The 15,901-nt window shown below is 72.8% G+C and carries 15 protein-coding genes; 5 read left to right on the forward strand and 10 right to left on the reverse strand.

The window, feature by feature from the left end:
* Positions 1-5 precede the first annotated feature (5 nt).
* Genes F1C76_21765 through F1C76_21780 form a run of 4 tightly spaced genes read right to left on the reverse strand, consistent with a single transcriptional unit; the run spans position 6 to position 5,449 of the window.
* Positions 6-1,121, reverse strand: a complete 1,116-nt coding sequence (locus F1C76_21765) for an NDMA-dependent alcohol dehydrogenase (GenBank protein ID QNG38813.1) — start codon at positions 1,119-1,121, stop codon at positions 6-8.
* Between the two features lie 31 nt (positions 1,122-1,152).
* Complete coding sequence (locus F1C76_21770) at positions 1,153-3,423, reverse strand: CoA transferase (GenBank protein ID QNG38814.1); 2,271 nt, start codon at positions 3,421-3,423, stop codon at positions 1,153-1,155.
* On the reverse strand, positions 3,420-3,944 hold the full coding sequence (locus F1C76_21775; protein QNG38815.1) for a hypothetical protein: 525 nt from the start codon (positions 3,942-3,944) through the stop codon (positions 3,420-3,422). The genes F1C76_21770 and F1C76_21775 overlap by 4 nt, the downstream gene beginning before the upstream one ends.
* Positions 3,941-5,449, reverse strand: coding sequence for an aldehyde dehydrogenase (locus tag F1C76_21780; protein QNG38816.1), 1,509 nt, complete (start codon positions 5,447-5,449; stop codon positions 3,941-3,943). Before F1C76_21780 ends, F1C76_21775 begins: the two co-directional genes overlap by 4 nt.
* A gap of 214 nt (positions 5,450-5,663) precedes the next feature.
* Between F1C76_21780 and F1C76_21785 the strand changes: the two genes are divergently transcribed.
* A complete protein-coding gene (locus F1C76_21785) occupies positions 5,664-6,086 on the forward strand; it encodes an organic hydroperoxide resistance protein (protein ID QNG38817.1) in 423 nt (140 codons plus the stop codon).
* Positions 6,087-6,106: 20 nt separating this feature from the next.
* On the opposite strand, the gene F1C76_21790 is transcribed toward F1C76_21785, so the two are convergent.
* The 6 genes from F1C76_21790 to F1C76_21815 form a co-directional block, all read right to left on the reverse strand.
* Positions 6,107-7,087, reverse strand: coding sequence for an alpha/beta hydrolase (locus tag F1C76_21790; protein ID QNG38818.1), 981 nt, complete (start codon positions 7,085-7,087; stop codon positions 6,107-6,109).
* Positions 7,088-7,115: 28 nt separating this feature from the next.
* Positions 7,116-8,786 carry an NAD(P)/FAD-dependent oxidoreductase gene (locus F1C76_21795; GenBank protein QNG38819.1) on the reverse strand — a complete coding sequence of 557 codons (1,671 nt, stop codon included), beginning with the start codon at positions 8,784-8,786 and terminating at the stop codon, positions 7,116-7,118.
* A gap of 103 nt (positions 8,787-8,889) precedes the next feature.
* Complete coding sequence (locus F1C76_21800; protein ID QNG38820.1) at positions 8,890-9,969, reverse strand: PucR family transcriptional regulator; 1,080 nt, start codon at positions 9,967-9,969, stop codon at positions 8,890-8,892.
* Between the two features lie 64 nt (positions 9,970-10,033).
* Complete coding sequence (locus F1C76_21805; GenBank protein QNG38821.1) at positions 10,034-10,825, reverse strand: SDR family oxidoreductase; 792 nt, start codon at positions 10,823-10,825, stop codon at positions 10,034-10,036.
* Between the two features lie 46 nt (positions 10,826-10,871).
* Complete coding sequence (locus F1C76_21810) at positions 10,872-12,074, reverse strand: cytochrome P450 (protein ID QNG39466.1); 1,203 nt, start codon at positions 12,072-12,074, stop codon at positions 10,872-10,874.
* A 47-nt stretch (positions 12,075-12,121) separates the two neighbouring features.
* The gene (locus F1C76_21815) at positions 12,122-12,346 is read right to left on the reverse strand and encodes a hypothetical protein (protein QNG38822.1); all 225 of its coding nucleotides are present in this window, start codon (positions 12,344-12,346) and stop codon (positions 12,122-12,124) included.
* A 181-nt stretch (positions 12,347-12,527) separates the two neighbouring features.
* Here F1C76_21815 and F1C76_21820 point away from each other — a divergent pair, with 181 nt between their 5' ends.
* The 4 genes from F1C76_21820 to F1C76_21835 are packed head-to-tail and all read left to right on the forward strand — an operon-like array spanning position 12,528 to position 15,899.
* A complete protein-coding gene (locus tag F1C76_21820; protein ID QNG38823.1) occupies positions 12,528-13,460 on the forward strand; it encodes a hypothetical protein in 933 nt (310 codons plus the stop codon).
* Positions 13,457-13,648, forward strand: coding sequence for a ferredoxin (locus tag F1C76_21825; protein QNG38824.1), 192 nt, complete (start codon positions 13,457-13,459; stop codon positions 13,646-13,648). Before F1C76_21820 ends, F1C76_21825 begins: the two co-directional genes overlap by 4 nt.
* A 20-nt stretch (positions 13,649-13,668) precedes the next feature.
* Positions 13,669-14,649, forward strand: a complete 981-nt coding sequence (locus tag F1C76_21830) for a phosphotriesterase-related protein (protein QNG38825.1) — start codon at positions 13,669-13,671, stop codon at positions 14,647-14,649.
* The gene (locus F1C76_21835; protein ID QNG38826.1) at positions 14,424-15,899 is read left to right on the forward strand and encodes an oxidoreductase; all 1,476 of its coding nucleotides are present in this window, start codon (positions 14,424-14,426) and stop codon (positions 15,897-15,899) included. The genes F1C76_21830 and F1C76_21835 overlap by 226 nt, the downstream gene beginning before the upstream one ends.
* Positions 15,900-15,901: the final 2 nt, after the last annotated feature.

Raw genomic sequence — 15,901 nt, forward strand, 5'->3', positions numbered from 1 at the left:
ACGTCCTAGAACCGGGTGATGACGCCGCGCAGGTTGCGCCCGGCGAGGAGGTCGTCGTAGCCGACGTTGACGTCGTCCAGGCTGTACCGGTTGGTGATCAGCTCGTCCAGCTTGAGCTGCCCCTCGCGGTACAGGTCCATCAACCGAGGCAGGTCGCTGAGGTAGTTGCAGGCACCGAACATGGAGCCCCGGATCTGCTTGCCGTAGCCCAGCAGGATGTTGCCGCTCGTCTTGACCTGGTCGTCCTTCATCGCGCCGACCGCGGTCACCGTGATGACCCCGCCCTTGCCGACGATGCTGATGGCCTGGCTGGTCGCCTCCTCGGTGTTCACCCCCACCGTGATGATGGAGTGGTCGGCGAGCCGACCCCAGGTCACCTGGCGGACGAAGTCGAAGGCCTCGTCGTGCGTGGCGAAGGTGTGGGTCGCCCCGAACTCCATCGCCCGCTCGCGCTTCATCTCCACCGGGTCCACGACGACGACCCTGGACGCCCCCGACATCGCGGCCCCCTGGACGGCGTTGACCCCGATCCCACCGCAGCCGTAGACCACGACGACGTCGCCGGACCGCACGCCGGCCACGTTGACGGCGCTGCCCCATCCGGTCGGTACGCCGCACCCCAGGATCGCGCCGAGCTCGAAGGAGATGTCGTCGGGCAGCGGGACGCAGGAGTTCTCGGAGATGACCAGTCGCTCCGAGAAGGTGCCGGTGGCGCAGAACCCACCGAGGTCCTGGTCGCCGGAGTGGAACCGGTAGGTCTCGTCCAGCATCATCCCGGTCCCGGCGTGCAGTCCCTTGTCGCAGAGGTACTGGCGGCCCGTCGAGCAGTAGCGGCAGGTGCCGCACACCGGGATGTAGGCCACGACGACCCGGTCGCCCACCCGGGTGCGGGTGACCTTGCTGCCGACCTTCTCGACCACGCCGGCCCCTTCGTGCCCCCCCACGATGGGCAGTCGCACGGTGGAGTCACCGGTACGGATGTGGTCGTCGGAGTGGCACATCCCGGCGGCCTCGATGCGCACCAGGACCTCGAAGTCCTTCGGGTCGTCCAGCACCAGGTCGACGATCTCCCAGGGCTTCCCGCTCTCCCACATGACGGCTGCTCGGGTGTGGTTGCGCATGGTCTGTCTCCTGTGTCCGGGTGGATGGGGGTCAGCGGTAGGCGGCGATGTCGAACCAGAACGGTGCCGAGCTCGCGAGGACGGTGCCGTCTGCGCGCAGCTGCTCGATCTCCTCGGGGGCGAGCCCGGTCTCCCGCAGCACGACCTCGGTGTGCTCGCCGAGTCCGCAGAACGTGAGCTCGTGGTCGCGCTCGGTCCGGCTGAAGCGGGCCCGCTTCCCGGGCAGGACGAAGCGCTTGCCGTCGCTGCGGACGACGGACTCGAGGTGGGCCGAGGCCAGGAGGGCGGGGTCGTTCGCGAGGTCCGCCGACGTCCGGGCGCGGACGCCGTGCCCGCCGGCGCCGTGCAGCGCGCGGACGACCGCGTCGCAGGACAGCGCGGAGACCGCCGCGGCGACCTCGCCGGCCAGCGCCTCCGCCGGCAGGCCCGGGTCGGTCAGCAGGCCGGCACGAACCAGGACGGCGGCGTCGGCCGCGTGGACGCGGACCCAGCCGTCGGACGCCGCGTAGAACCGGGAGAGCGGGTCGGGGCCGGGGTGGTCCCGACCGCCGCGCGGCACCGGGCCGCGCCCCTCGTAGGCCACCAGCTCGCCACAGAGCATGTAGGCCGAGACCGCAGCCAGCGAGGTCGACACCTGCTGGCCGATCCCGGACGTGGCGCGAGCCAGGAGCGCCGCGCACACCGCGAGCGTCGTGGCGACACCGGCCGACAGGTCGTTCGCCGCCACGGTGTGGAAGACCGGTTCGGCCGCTCCGCCCTGCAGGCTCATCATCCCCGACATCGCCTGCAGGACCGGGTCGAAGCCCGGGTTGCCACCGATGGGACCGACGGTGCCGAACCCGGTGATGGAGGCCGAGATGACCGCCGGGTTGCGCAGTTCGAGCGAGGCGTGGTCGATGCCCAGCTTCTCGCGCACCCCGGGGCGGAAGTTGTCCAGCACCACGTCGGCGTGCTCGACCATCCGCAGGAGAGTCTCCCTGCCCGCATCGCTGCGCAGGTCGATCGCGATGGCCCGGTGGCCGCGGTTGTAGAGCGCGCCCATCGGGCGGAACGGGTCACCGTCGAGCGGCTCGACCTTGATCACGTCCGCGCCGAGATCGGCCAGCAGGCTGCCGGCGAACGGACCGGCCACGACCGTGCCCAGGTCGAGGACCCGGACCCCGGCGAGGGGGCCGGAGCCGGTCACCGGGGCCACGGCCGCGCCGGTCGCCTCGTCCGCGGCCGCGACCTCCCGGCCGGGTCCGTGCCAGCCGTCGAAGGAGGGGGCCAGCTCGCGTGCGACCGGTGCCGGCGGCAGGCTGCGGGAGAAGGTCACCGGGACCCCGGGCATCGTCGCCGGCCCGACCTCCGGGTCGGTGACCTCGACGTGTTGCCCGATGGCCACCATCTGCGGGTGCTGGAGCCAGTCCTCCACCTCGCCCACCGGCCCGCAGGGCACGCCGGCAGCGGTGAGCGCCCCGAGCCAGTGCTCCCGGGACCCGGTGCGGAAGGCAGCCGCGATCCGCGCCCGCACCCAGTGCTGGTTGTCGGGGTGGAAGAACCGGGAGCCGTCACCGGCGATGCGCGGGTCGTCCATGACCTCCGGGATGCCCAGCACGGCGAAGGCCGCCCGTTGGAACTTCGGGGACAGCGCGGCCAGGAACGTCCAGTGCCCGTCGGAGCACAGGTACGGCGCGTAGTTCGGCGTCGGACCGTGCGGACCCACGGCGGTGTTCGAGGCCGGCGCGGCGGGGTCCAGCAGCAACGTCGTCGTGGCGGCCGCCAGGGCACCGTGCCGGGCGTCGACCAGCACGTGCTGACCGAGACCGGACCTGTCCCGCTCGACCAGGGCGGCCGCTGCTGCCGTGGCCGCCCAGATGCCCTGCATGTAGCTGGCGAAGGGGACCACGACGTCCACCGGGGCACCCGAGTGGGAGGACTGACGGCCGGCCACGCCCATCTCGGCGAGCAGCATGGCCTCATAGGCCCGGGGTCCAGCCGTCACCGAGGCCAGCACGGGGGGCATCTCCAGGTGGACGAGGCGGGGCCCGCAGGAGCCCGGGTCCACGAGTTCGCCGGTCTCCTCCGCCGTGGTCACGAGCACGTCGCATCCCGCGAGCGCAGCGGTGAACGCCCTCTGGCTGGGGGGGACGACCCGCTTGTTGCGGTCCCACATGACCTCACCCGGGGCGAGGAGCTCGGGCTCCGCCCACCGGACCACCTCGGCACCGAGGTCCCCGAGGAGCATGGTGGCCGTCATCCCGGCGACCGTCGTGGTGGCGTCCAGGACCCGGACCCCGGCCAGGGGCGCCGCCGCGTTCACCGGCCCGCCAGCTCGGCGAGCAGGTCGTCGCGGGTGGGGACGCCTTCGGCGTCGTAGGTGGTGGGCTGCGCGCTGTTCATCCACACGACCTCGCGACCGATCTGGTCGGCGGTGAACTCGAGCACGATGACCAAGGGGGTGACGGCGACCGTGGCGGTCGGACCGGCACGGCCGGTCACCGCGTGCATCCGGCCGTCGCCCATCAGCACATCGCCCTCGAGGACCAGGTGGTCCCAGTCGACCCAGGACATCGCGCCGGCGGCGGTGGAGGACTGCATGATGCCGAGGAACCTCTCCCGGTCCAGGGTCATGGGCGGAGAGCCCACCACGGTGCTGGCGAGCTCGAACCCGGGCGCCGTGCCTGCCTCGATCAGACCGAGGTCGCCGACCAGCTCACCGACCAGGCGTTCGCGCAGCAAGCGCCACCGGGAGAGCCGTTCGGTGTCGGTGTCCCGGGCGATCCGCTGGTCGAGTGCCGCCAGGCACCCCAGGGCCGTGGGCGAGGGCGTCTCGTTCGTCATCGGGCTGCCTCCGTGTCGGTGTGGGTGTCGCTGTTCACGTCGATGTCGGTGCCGAACGACGGGGGGACCCCGATCGCCTTGACCTCGGTGTAGGAGGCGAATGCCTCGGTGCCCATCTCCCGGCCGATGCCGCTGGACTTGAAGCCACCGAAGGGCGCGGAGAGCCCGGCGGAGGCCCCGTTGATGCTCATCCCACCGGTCCGGACACCGCGGGCGACCCGCATCGCCCGGTCCAGGTCGGCGGTCATCACGGCACCGCTCAACCCGTAGACGGAGTCGTTGGCCAACCGGACCGCCTCGCTCTCGTCACGGAAGGGGGTGACCGTGAGGACGGGGCCGAAGACCTCTTCCTGGGCCACCCGCGACGCGTTGTCCACCCCGGCCAGCAGGGTCGGCTCGACCCAGGCACCGACCTCGAACCCCGCAGGGATCCCGCCACCGCGGACGAGCCTGGCGCCTTCGCGCTGACCGATCGCGAGGTAGTCCAGGACGCGGTCGCGTTGGCGCACGGAGACGACGGGACCCATCTCCGTGGCCGGGTCCCGGGGGTCGCCGAGCACGACCGCGTCCATCAAGGCCACCAGCCGCTCGACGACGTCGTCGTACACCTCGTCCTGCACCAGGAACCGGGTCTTGTTGCTGCAGACCTGGCCGGTGTTCAGCAGGGAGCCCATGCGGGCGCCAGCCACGGCGGCGTCGAGATCGGCGTCGGCGAAGACGATGGCGGCCGACTTGCCGCCCAGCTCCAACGTGACCCGCCGGAGGTCGTTGCCGCACAGGCTCGCGATCCGTCGTCCGGCGGCGGTGGACCCGGTGAAGGCCACCTTGTCGACCGAGGGGTGCGAGACCAGGTACTCGCTCACGTCGCGGTCGGCGGGGACGACGTTCACGACCCCCGGCGGCACCCCGACCTCCTCGAGCATCTCGGCGAAGAGCATCGCGTCGAGCGCGGTCTCGGGGGCCGGCTTGAGCACCACGGTGCAGCCGCTGATGAGCGCCGGAGGGATCTTGAACATCGCACTGGCCTGCGGTGAGTTCCACGGGATCACCGCGGCGACGACCCCCACCGGCTCCTTCACGACGAGCCCCGTCCCCGTCGCCGTCCGCCGGACCTCCTCGAAGGCGAACTCGCGGGACAGCTCCAGGTAGGCCTCGATCTGCATGACCGGCGTGCCGGCCTGCATCCACCGCGAGACGCTGATCGGACACCCCATCTCGTCGGTGATGAGGGAGGCGAACTCCTCGGCCCGGCGCCGGTAGCCGTCGGCGATCCGGCGCAGGACCTCGCGCCGGTCCTCCACCGGTGCGGTGGCCCACCCGGAGTCGAACGCCCGGCGGGCGGCGGCGACGGCTCGGTCCACGTCACCGGTCGATGCAGCCGGCACGCTGCCGATCACCTGGCCCGTCGCCGGGTTGACGACGTCGATGGTCCGGTCGGAGTCCGGCGCCACCCACTCACCGCCGATGAAGAGCCTGTCGTAGGTCGCTGTCGTGGCTACGGGCATGACGTCCTCTCACCTGCGTCAGGAAGACCTGTGCGCGGTCGGTCGATCAGGGTGCCGAGGTGGTGCCGGTCGACGCCTGAGCAGCGCGACAACGCCAACGACGGGTGACGGGTTCGTGCGTGGCGAAGATCACCGACGGCTGTAGGCTGACACACTGTCTAGTCAATCGTCAATGCGTCAGCGGGACTCGATCCGCGCACCGGGAGGCACCACCATGGCCGTCATCTACACCGCTCTCGCCACCACGACCGGAGACGGCCGCAAGGGCCACACCCGGTCCTCGGACGGCTTCCTGGATCACCAGCTGGCGATCCCGGCAGAGATGGGCGGACCGGGTGGCGCCACCAACCCGGAGCAGCTGTTCGCCGCCGGCTACTCGGCCTGCTTCCTGTCCGCGGTGAAGATGGTCGCCCGTCAGCAGGACGCCACGATCTCCGATGCCAGCGTCACCGCCGAGGTCGGAGTGGACACGAACGGCAAGGGTGGGTTCGACCTCGTCGTCGCCCTGCACGTCGAGCTCGGCGGCCTCGACCAGTCCGCGGCCGACGCGATCGTCGAGGCCGCCCACCAGGTCTGCCCCTACTCCAACGCCACCCGCGGCAACGTGCCGGTCACCCTGACGACCACCGTGGCCTGACCGCCCTCGGCCGGCCCGGGTCACCCCTCGCACAGCCTGCTCAGCGCGGCGAGCACGTTCCGGTCGTGGGCGGTGCTGACCCGGGCCGTGGGCACCATGGTGAACCCGTGGTAGCAGCCGGGGTACACGTGCAGCTCGGTCGGGACGCCCGCACGGATCAGCCGCCGGGCGAACTCGACGTCCTCCTCGAGGAACAGGTCCAGCGCCCCCACGGCCAGGAACGTAGGCGGGAGGCCGGTGACGTCGGGAGCCCTGGCAGCCGCTGCGTAGGGCGAGGTGTCGGGGCCACCGGGCGGGCGCCCGAGGAGGGCGGCCCACCCGAACCGGTTGTCCCGGGCGGTCCAGACGAACTCGCCCGCGTGGGCGGGCGGCTCGATCGACGACGCCGTGCGGTCGTCCAGCATGGGGTAGACCAGGAGCTGGAGGGCGAGGGGGATCTCGCCGCGGTCACGGGCCAGCACGGCCACCGCGGCCGCCACCCCGCCACCGGCACTCGCACCCCCGACGGCCAGCCGGGCCGGGTGCACCCCGAGCTGCTCGGCGTGCCCCGCCAGCCAGGCCAGCGCGGCGTAGCCGTCCATCACCGGCCCGGGTGCGACGGTCTCGGGGGCCAGTCGGTAGTCGACCGAGACCACGACCGCTCCGGTCTCGGCGGCCAACCGGGAGCACATGAGGTCGTCGTCGGCGGCGGTGCCCATCACGAACCCACCGCCGTGGAACCACACCAGACCGGCGGTGGGCGTGGCCGACGTGCCCGTCCGGTAGAGCCGCACCGGGACGTCGGGCCCGCCGTCGACCCCCCTCACCCGTTCCTCCGTGCGGAGCACCGCCGGGAACAGCTCCCGGGGGTCGGGCCTGCCCGCTTGCAGGGCAGCCATGCCCCGGCGGACCGCCGGCAGGCTCTCGGCGGTCAGGTCGAACGGCGGGAACGAGTCCAGCGGATCCGCGATCTCGGGGTCGACGAGGTGGCGAGTGCCGGTGCGGCGGGGAGCGGGGTCCATGGGTGCCTCCAGGGTCAGGTAGGGAGCGTCAGACGACCGCCGGCACTGGGACCGGCGGCGCGACGGGGACGACGGATCCGTCGGCCCGCTGCAGCACGAAGCCCGGGTAGCCGGCCGCGGCCACCTGGTCGCAGGTGGCCCGGTACCGGCCCATGCCACCCACGTAGGGCATGAAGACCCGGGGCTTGCCGGGCACGTTCGCGCCCAGGTACCACGAGGCCGCCTTGCGGAACAGCGTGGTCGCGGCGAGCTCCCCCACGTGCTCGACCCAGGCGTCCTGCTCGCTCGCCTGCGCCTCGATCGAGACCACGCCGGAGGCCCGCGTGTACCGGACGAGCTCGGTGACCCAGTCGACGTGCTGCTCGATGGACACGACCATGTTGACCAGGACCGAGGGGCTCCCCGGACCGGTGAGCATGAACAGGTTGGGGAACCCCGCGGTCGCGACGCCCAGGTAGGTGCGCGGTCCTGCAGCCCATTCATCCCGGAGCGAGCGCCCTGCCCGGCCCCGGACGGAGATCGCGTTCAGCGGCCCGGTCATCGCGTCGTACCCGGTGGCGAAGACGATGTCGTCGACCTCGTGCTCGACACCGCCGACGAGCAGCCCCGTCCCGGTGACCGCCTCGATCGGGGTGTCCCGGACGCTGACCAGGCTCACACCCGGCCGGTTGTAGGTCGTGAAGTAGTCGGTGTCCAGGCAGATCCGCTTGGCCCCGATCGGGTGCGTGCGCGGCGTCAGGAGCTCGGCCGTCGCCGGGTCCGTCACCATCTCGTGGATCCTGTCCCGGACGAAGCCGGCCGGGACCTCGTTGGCCCGCTCGTCCCGGGCGGTGTCGGTGAAGGTGGCCAGGAACGCCGCGCCGCCGTCCTCCCACCGGCGGGCGAGCTCGGCCGTCTGCTCGCTGGGGGTGAAGTCCGTGGTGGATCCGACGGGTGGCCGGAGGCGGGTCCCCGAGGGCGCCACGGCGTTGTCGGCGCGCAGCCTGCGGTAGGAGGCCTTGGTGTCGGCCACCTCCTCCGGTCCCAGTGGCCGGTTGCGGGCGGGGAGCGACCAGCTGGGGGTCCGCTGGAAGACCGTCAGGTGCTCGGCCTGCCCGGCGAGCTGCGGGATGACCTGGATCCCGGAGGACCCGGTGCCCACCACGGCCACCCGCCGTCCGGTGAAGTCCACCCCCTCGTGCGGCCACCGGCCGGTGTGCAGGACCCGCCCGGTGAACTCGTCCAGGCCCGGGATGTCGGGGATCATGGAGGCGGACAGGCACCCGACCGCGGTGACGAGGTAGGTCGCCGTGTACTCGCGACCGTCGTCGGTGGCGACGGTCCACCGGTGGGTCGCCTCGACGAAGGTGGCGGACTCGACGACGGTGCCGAACGCGATGTCCCGGCGGAGGTCGAACCGGGTCGCCACGTGCTCGGCGTAGGCCAGCAGCTCCGGCTGGGCCGGGTAGAGCTCGGTCCACTCCCACTCCTGTTCGAGCTGCTCGTCGAAGGAGTAGGAGTAGGACATCGACTCGACGTCGCAGCGGGCTCCCGGGTAGCGGTTCCAGTACCAGGTGCCGCCGACCCCCGTCCCGCGCTCGACCACCTGCACCTCGAGGCCCAGGTCGTCGCGCAGCCGGTGCAGGGCGTACATGCCGGCGAACCCGGCCCCGATGACGATCGCATCCAGGTCGGTGCGGCCGGCGGTCGAGCTGGTCATGTCGGGCTCCTCGAGTGCGTGGTGGGTCCCCCCGACGGTGCCCCCGTGCGTGATCGCCGTCACCGGTCAGGTGGCGCGACCTGTGCGCCACCTGGCTCGCCGGTCAGCCCACCCGGTGCGAGGCCAGCAACCGGTGCAGGCTGAGGGTGAGCAGCAACCGGGCCCGGCCGAACGGCTCCGTGCAGCCGAAGCCCAGTGCGCGCTCGGCCCGCCGCACCCGGTGGGCGACCGAGTTGTGGTGCACGTGCAGGTCGCGGGCGGCCTGGCGGAGTGAGTCCGTCGAGGCCACCGCGAGCAGGGTGCGCAGCATCTCCGGGCCGCACTCCTCGACGAGGTGCTCCAGGCAGCGGACGTCGGGGATCTGCGCGATCCGCTCGGGGGAGAGCTGCTCGGCCAGGACGGCGTAGGGACCCAGCCGGTCGCCCTCCACCACCACGGACGAGGCGATCGAGGGCGGATGCACCGACTGGGTGCTCGGCAGCGCGAAGCGCAGTGCAGCCCGTGCCTGCCGCCAGGCCGCGGGCAGACCGGCGGGGGCGACTGCTGGACCCGTCCCGCAGGCGACGCCGACGGGCACCGGCCGGCCGACCCAGTCCACCACCCCGCGGGCGAGCACCAGGTGCGCCCCGTCGTCCGTCGGTCGGTGCACGCAGGACCCCGCCGACCGGGCCCGGCCCAGGAACTCCTCGACCGCCGCCACCGGTCCGCGCACCGCTGCCACGGTCATCGGTGCCGTCCCGCCGAACCCCAGCCGGCGCAGGACCGCGGTCCGTTCCTCCAGCGGGACACCCGGGTCGACGGCGGCGCCCGGGTCGACGACGGTTCCGCCCACCGGACGGCAGCACCGGACGGCGATGCCCAACCGGCGCAGCAGCACGTCCGCGGCGTCCGGACCGGTGCCACCGTCGGCTCCTGCACCGGGCCACCACACCGGCACGGGATCGCCCGGGGCCAGCCACACCTCGATCCCGTCGGCCAGGCACCGCACCCGGCGGTCCAGCGGCGCCGCGATGCCCGGTGGGGCGGCCACCTCCGTGCCGTCGCCGAGGACGGCGCCCACCCGGCACCCGGACCGCGCTGCCACCAGGGTGAGGACGGCACCCAGGTCCAGCCCCCGCTCGAGGGCATCGTCCAGCTGGTCCAGCACAGCCGCGAGCCCCGGCCGGTCGTCGGCAGCCGTCACGGTGGGCTCCTCCGTCCCGGATGGTCGGGGTCAGTCGGTCAGGACCAGCTCGAGCAGGCCGGGCTCAGTCGAGCTGGCCGGCCACCGACCGGGCAGCCCAGTACCCACCGTCGACCTGCAGGTCGATGCCGTTGACGTAGGAGGCCGCGTCGCTGCCCAGGAACAGGATCGGCCCCACCTGCTCGGCCGGGGTCGAGCGACGACCGATGGGATGGGTGACCGCGTCGATCATCTCGGCCGGGAAGGTCGCGGCGATGGCGTCGAGCATCGGGGTCTGCACCGCGCCGGGGCTGACCGCGTTGATCCGGATCCCCCGGCCGATCAGGACAGCCGACTGCTGCATGGTCCAGACGTCGAGCGCCTCCTTGCCGAAGGAGTAGCTGTGCCCAGCCTGCTCCTGGTGCTCCCAGTACCACTCGACACCCGCGTCGAAGGTCGGCAGACCGACGAACTCGGTGAGCAGCGCCCGCTTCTGCCGCCAGCCGAAACCACCGTCGGAGGACACGTTGACGATCGCGCTGCCCTCGGTCATCAGCGGGACGAGGCTCTCGGTAAACAGCCGGGTGCCCAGAAAGTTGATCTTGAGCAGCTCGACCGGGTCGATCAGCGGGGTGGCCCCGGCGCAGTTGAACAGGGCGTCGACGGGTCCGCCGATGGCGTCGGCGGCCGCGGTGATGGACGCCGGGTCGGCCAAGTCCACGACCGTGAAGGACGCCAGCCCGTCGGCCGACCCCTGCAGCGCGGCGCCGTGCACCTGTGCACCCGCCTCGCTCAGGGCCCCGGCGACCGCCGCGCCGATGCCCGAGGAGCTGCCCGTCACGACGACGCGCTTGCCCCGGTAGTCCGTGTGCTCCATGGTGCTGGTCCTCTTCCGTCGGTGGGTTCAGGTCGGTTCGGGCGGGTCAGGTGGCGGTGCCGGTCACCACGACCGGGAGGTGGCTGAAGCCCCACTGGAAGCTGGAGGGCTTGCGGACGGCGGCGTCGACGTCGACGTCGACCTCGTAGTCGGTCACCCGGGTGAGGAACTCCTCGAGCAGGATGCGCTCCTCGAGGCGGGCGACGTGGATGCCGACGCAGAAGTGCTGGCCGCGGCCGAAGGCCAACGTCCGCGGGATGCTCCGGTTCCAGACGAAGTCGTCGGGCCGGTCGAACTCGCGCGGGTCGCGGTTGGCGGACTGGGTCAGGTAGACCACCCGCTGACCCGGCCGCACCACCTGGCCGGCGACCGTCGTCTCCACCCGGGCGGTGCGGCCGAACCACTGGGCCGGGCCGCAGTAGCGGTTCATCTCCTCCGCGGCCGCCGCGCAGTTGCCGGCCAGGTCCGAGCGGACCTCGGCGAGCTGGTCGGGGTGCCGGGCGAGCTCCAGGAGACCGTGCCCGACGACCTTGGGCAACGTCTCGCTGCCGCCCACCAGCACGCAGGTGAGCTGGACGGCGATCTCGAGGTCGGTCAGCTCGCGGCCGTCGATCCGGAACTCGAGCATCCCGTCGACGAGTGGCCAGCTGCCGTCGGCACCCTCGGCACGCCGCTCGGTGACCCGTTCCTGGAGGAACCCGACCATCTTCCCCTGCAGCTCCGGCACGTCCACGAAGCCCTGCCCGTCCGCGCTGGTGGCGGTGACCCCGTTGATCGTGTCCAGCACCTCGCCGGCCCTTTCCAGCGGGATGTGGAACAGGTGGCAGATGGTCGACACCGCGGTGATGCCGCCGAACTCGTGCACCAGGTCGAACCGTCCGCGGGGCACCAGCTCGTCCAGCCGGGAGCGGACCATCCCCCTGATGAACGGCTCGAGCTTGCGCACCGAACCCGGGCGCAGCTGCTTGCCGTGCGCCTGGCGCACCAGCTCGTAGACCGGCGCCCCGAACCGCAGGTGCGAGGGCAGGAAGGGCGAGGTCGCCTCGTCCGCCGTGGGCCCGTCGTTGTGCCGCAGCAGGTCGGCCCGGTTGAACACGCTGCCCTCGTTGGTCACGAAGGTGTTGTCGGTCTGGTCCAGGAAGTCCCAGGCGTCCTGGAACCGGGAGAGGAAGAAGGTGTCGTAGGCCTCGACGTAGTACACCGGGTGGTGCTCGCGCAGCACCTCGTAGAACGGCATCGGGTCCCGCATGACCTCCGGGGAGAACGGGTCGTACACGAACTCGTCGACGGTGACGCTCACGGTCGCTGCTCCTGGGGGGTGCGGGCCGGCGGGCCGGCGGGGGTGGGTGGGGCTGCCGCGCGCGCCGGGAGGCGGTAGGCGAGGGCGAGGACGTCGTCGTCGGTGTAGGTGCCGGACAGCCGGGGGTGGCGCTGGTCCAGGTGCCGGTTGGCCGCGACCACGAGCTCGGCTTCGTCTGCGCCGACCAGCTCCTGCCCGCAGGGGCAGCGGAGGCCGATCACGACGGGTCCGGGCGGAGCGGGGGCGGTGGCATCGGCTCTCCTCGGGGCGGCGACCGCGTGGTCGTGGCCCGGGCGGGTGGGGGTGCGTACCGGGACACCTTGTGACCGGTGCCACGTCCCGGTCCAACAACCACGACCATCGCCGATGGCTATCGAGGACGCCGAGCCATAACCGCCCGGAATGCGACCGGGTATTGGCCCGGGCTGTGGCCCCGACCACAGACTCGGGATCGCCGCCGGCAATGAGGCCGCGGCCCCGGCCCTCCGGGAACCCGTGGACGGGGAACGCATGAACGTGATCCAGGCAGCGATGGCCGAGGGCCGACCGACCTACGGACTGTGGGGCGCCGGACCCTCGTCCGCCTCCGCCGAGGCACTCGGGCGGGGCGGCCTGGACTGGGTGCTGCTGGACATGCAGCACGGTGCGACGTCGGCCGGGGACCTGCTGCCGCTCATCCAGGCCGTGGAGCTCGGCGGCAGCAGCGTGGTGGTGCGGGTGACCGAGAACGACCCCGGGCTGATCATGCGCGCCCTCGACCTGGGTGCGATCGGCGTGGTGGTGCCCATGGTGTCCACCCCCGAGCAGGCCCGTGCGGCCGCGGAGGCGACCCGGTACCCGCCGCACGGCACCCGCTCGTTCGGCCCGGTGCGCCGCTATTACGAGGCGGTGTCGGGTCAGGCGCCGCCCACCTGCCTGGTGATGATCGAGACCGCCGAGGCGCTGGACGCGGTGGACGCCATCGCCGCCACCCCCGGTGTGGACGGCCTGTTCGTCGGCCCGGTCGACCTGGGTCTGGCGCTGGGCAGGGGGCTGGCCGCCTCGGCGCGCGGGGACGCCGTCGACGCAGAGATCGACCTGGTGGTCGCCGCCGCGCAGCGGCACGGGCTGATCGCCGGTGTGGCCGGCCTGGGGCCCGACCACGCCGAGTCGCTGCTGGCCCGGGGTGCCCGCCTGGTCACCGTCGGCAGCGACGTCGGCTACGTGGTCGCAGGCCTCGCTCGGGATGCCCGCCGCACGGCCGACTGGACCACCCGCTTCGCCCGGCCCCCGGGCGACCACGACTCCGCAGCCACCCCGGCTGCGGCACCGACCGACGGAGGCGATGCGCGATGAAGGTGACAGTCGACTGGGACCTGTGCGACGGCAACGGAGTGTGCGCCGTCGAGGCGCCCGAGCACTTCGAGATGACCGACGACGACGAGCTCCTGGTGCTCAAGGACGACGTGTCCGACGGCGAGCGGGCCGAGGTCTCCTCCGCCGTCCGGGTGTGCCCCAAGCGGGCCCTGGCCCTCCACGACTGACCGGACCGAGGAGACCCCCGATGAACACCGTCGACACCGTCCGCGGCCCCGTGCCGATCGCCGACCTCGGCCGCACCCTGGTGCACGAGCACCTGATCTCGATCTCGGCCGAGTTCGCCCGGGACTACCCCGAGCTGGCCTGGTCCGGGCAGCGGCAGGAGCGGGTGGACAGCGTCACCGCCGCGCTGCAGGCCCTCCGGGACCGCGGCGTCACCACCATCCTGGACTGCACCGCGTTCTTCCACGGCCGGGACATGGACTTCGTCCGGGAGGTGAACGACCGGGTCGACATGAACATCGTGGTGTCCACCGGCATCTACACCTTCGACTTCCTGCCCTACCACCTCTCCCACCGGGCACCGGGCCCGGTGGCCGACGACGTGCTCACCCAGATGTTCCTGCGCGACATCACGGTGGGGATCGGTGACTCCGGGGTGAAGGCGCAGTCCATCAAGGTCGCCACCGACACCGCGGGGATCACCCCGAACAACGAGCGCATCCTGCGGGCGGCGGGCTACGCCTCGGCGCAGACCGGCGCCCCGATCACCGCGCACACCCACCCGGCCGACGCCAACGGCGGCCGGATCCTGGAGATCTTCGCCGAGGAGGGAGCCGCCACGGCCACCGTGGTCGTGGCGCACTCCGGGGACTCCACCGATCTGGACTATCTCCGGGGCATCGCCGCCTCCGGTGCGGTCATCGGCCACGACCGGTTCGGGCTCTACCAGCCCGGGACGGCGACCCTGGAGGAGCGGGTGTCGATGATCGCGACCCTGTGCCAGGAGGGGTACGCCGACCGGATCGCGCTGTCCCACGACACGGTGCTGTACTCCGACTGGGGTCCTCCCGGCCGGGCCCAGCAGTTCTTCCCGACCTGGGTCCCCACCCACATCCCCGACGTCGTCCTGCCCGCGCTGAGCGCCGCCGGGGTCAGCGACGCCGACATCGACACCATGCTGGTCACCACCCCGGCGTCGCTGTTCAGCAGGTTGTCGGCGTGAGCCCCCCGGTGGGTCCGATCGCCGTCGTGGGGGCCTCGCTGGCCGGCCTCACCGCCGTGCAGACCCTGGTCGAGTCGCCGGCGGTCACCTCGGTGACCGTCATCGGGGCCGAGGCGCAGCTCCCCTACGACCGCCCGCCGCTGTCCAAGGAGGTGCTGCGCGGGGTCTGGGACCCGGAGCGGGTGGCACTGGAGACCGTCGAGGACCCCCGGGTCCGCTGGACCGTGGGCGTGAGCGCGACCGGACTGGCGACCGGTGACCCCGGTGGGCCCCGGGTGACCTGCTCCGACGGGTCCACCCAGGCCTTCCCGGGCGGGGTGGTCATCGCCACCGGCGCCGCCCCCCGCACGCTCGCCGGCGCGGATCTCCCCGGGGTGCACGTGCTGCGGTCCCTGGACGACGCCCTCGCCCTCCGCGCCGACCTGGACGAGACCCCGGCGCACGTGGTCGTCGTCGGCGGTGGGTTCATCGGCGCCGAGGTGGCCGCGGCCTGCGTCGAACGCGGGCTGCAGGTGACCGTGCTGGAGGTGCAGGACGCCCCGTTCGAGCGGGTGCTCGGCGCTGAGGTGGGAGAGGCGGTCATGCACGAGCACCGCACCCGCGGGGTCCGGGTCCGCACCGGTACGGCGGTGGCCGGGCTGCACGGCACGGGCCGGGTGGAGTCGGTGGAGCTCGCCGACGGCACGAGCGTGCCCGCCGACCTGGTCGTCCTGGGCCTCGGCGTCGTCCCGAACACCGGGTGGCTGGCCGGCAGCGGGCTGGCGGTGGACAACGGCGTCGAGTGCGACGCGAGCCTGCTGGCTGCGCCGGGCATCGTCGCCGCCGGTGACGTGGCCCGGTGGCCGAACCACCGGTTCGGGGAGTTCCGCCGGGTCGAGCACTGGGACAACGCGATCAGGCAGGGCCGGCACGCAGCCCTGCGGCTGCTGGCCGAGCACGGGTACGGCGAGGTCACCGACTTCAGCACCGTGCCCTGGGTGTGGTCGGACCAGTACCAGCACAAGTTGCAGGTCGTGGGCTCCACCGTGGACTTCGACGAGGTGGTCGTCGCGCACGGCTCGACCCAGGCGCAGAAGTTCCTCGCTCTGTACCGCCGCGGCGACCACCTGGTCGCCGCTGTCGGGTTCAACCAGGCCAAGCTCGTCTCCCGCTACCGCCGGCTGCTGGCCCGCCCGGTCGGCTGGGACGACGCCCTGGCCCAGCTCGACATCCCCTCCACACCCCCGACCGCTGCCTCGGCCGCGGTCTGACC

The organism is Geodermatophilaceae bacterium NBWT11, from assembly GCA_014218215.1.
Taxonomy (GTDB): Bacteria; Actinomycetota; Actinomycetes; order Mycobacteriales; family Geodermatophilaceae; genus Klenkia.